1 pseudogene is annotated in these 1547 nt (G+C 38.7%); it reads right to left on the reverse strand.

The features are described from left to right. Positions 1-76: 76 nt before the first annotated feature. Positions 77-1491 (reverse strand): annotated as a pseudogene (locus NRIC_RS18780) (IS3 family transposase). Positions 1492-1547: the final 56 nt, after the last annotated feature.

The raw sequence follows: 1547 nt of genomic DNA on the forward strand, positions 1-1547 counted from the left end.
TGTAGTGACCCCAAAAAGTTAGACTTTTTTTGGAGTGGAGAAATCCACTCCTCTTTTCTTTGTTTATTCATTAGATTTAAGCCGCTCTTAACGCCGCTTTTCTAAATTGTACTGGGCTTTGCCAATCTAATTTCCTCTTCATCCGCTCATGATTATAGTAATGAATATAGTCATCAATGGCTTGTTTCAATTCCTCAAAGCTATGATAGTTTCTCCCGTGATAGATTTCCTGCTTCAATAGACTAAAGAAATTTTCCATGATCGAATTATCTAAGCAGGTTCCTTTACGAGACATACTTTGGAAGATCTTATGTTCTTTTAGCTTATGGGTATAGGCCCTCATTTGATAGGCCCATCCTTGATCGGAGTGAAAGGTTCGGCGATAGATACAGTTTTCCGTTACTTGGATTGCCTCCTCTAAAGCCTCCATGACTGCCAACGCATTCGGCTTCTCAGAAATACGATAAGAGATAATCTCGCTGTTATACATATCTAAAAATGGATCAAGATACAGTTTCTTTTCGCGAATGACACCAGAACTGTCGGGTTCAAAATATTTTAGCTCTGTTGTATCTGTCGTGATCTTTTGATGGCACACGCTTGTGTAAAAGCGTCGATGAATTCGATTTTTCGCAATCCTACCGATCTTTCCGCGATAGGAATGATAACGGCGAGATTTCCTCGTAAATGAGCTGACTTCAATCCCCAGCTTTCGAATCAAACGTTGCACCTTCTTCTTGTTCACATGAAACCCACGATTTCCCAACTCCTTTGTCATACGTAAGCAACCGTAATCTTTGTGTGTTTCTCTTACCTTAAGCATTTCCTCTTCGATTTCCTGATCTGGATTTTCTCGATCAAAGCGCTTTTGCCAATACATAAAGGTTGATTTAGGAAATTTCAAGGTTTCAAGAAGCTCAACTAATTTGAAGGATCCTCGGAGGCTGTCGATGATTCGTGCGATTGATTCGTTCGTCTTTGTTGGGCTTCCTGTTTTCGCAGCTTCCTCAATTCTTTTAAAAAGGCATTTTCAATCTGAAGAGAACGGACTTGTTTTTCCAATTCCTTGATGCGATCGCGTTCTTCAAGTGTCTCTTTCTTTGTTTTCTTCTCCTCTTTTTTCTTAGACAAAATAGATGGACGTCCTTTCTTTTTTGAGAGTCCATCTACTCCTTCTGCACGAAAAGTTCTCATCCAATTGGCGACTAACGCAGGATTGTTTATCTCCAAATGATTCGCCACTTCACGATAGGACAGCTCAGTTGTTTGATATAACTCTATCGCATCCATCTTGAATTGAAAAGAATAACTTTGATTTTGTCGTTTACGAAGAAGACCTTCTTCACCAAATTCTTTATAGATCTTAATCCAATCTCTTACTTGTCCCATACTCTTAATTGAGTATTTCTTTGCCAGATGCGAATACCCTCCCTTACCATCTAAATATTCATGAATAATTTTCAATTTCAGTTCAATACTGTATTTAGCCATAAAAAATCGACCCCCAAAATATTAGATTTTTGGTCTAACTTTTGGGGGTCGGTACA

This window comes from Enterococcus florum, from assembly GCF_004309355.1.
Taxonomy (GTDB): domain Bacteria; phylum Bacillota; class Bacilli; order Lactobacillales; family Enterococcaceae; genus Enterococcus_A; species Enterococcus_A florum.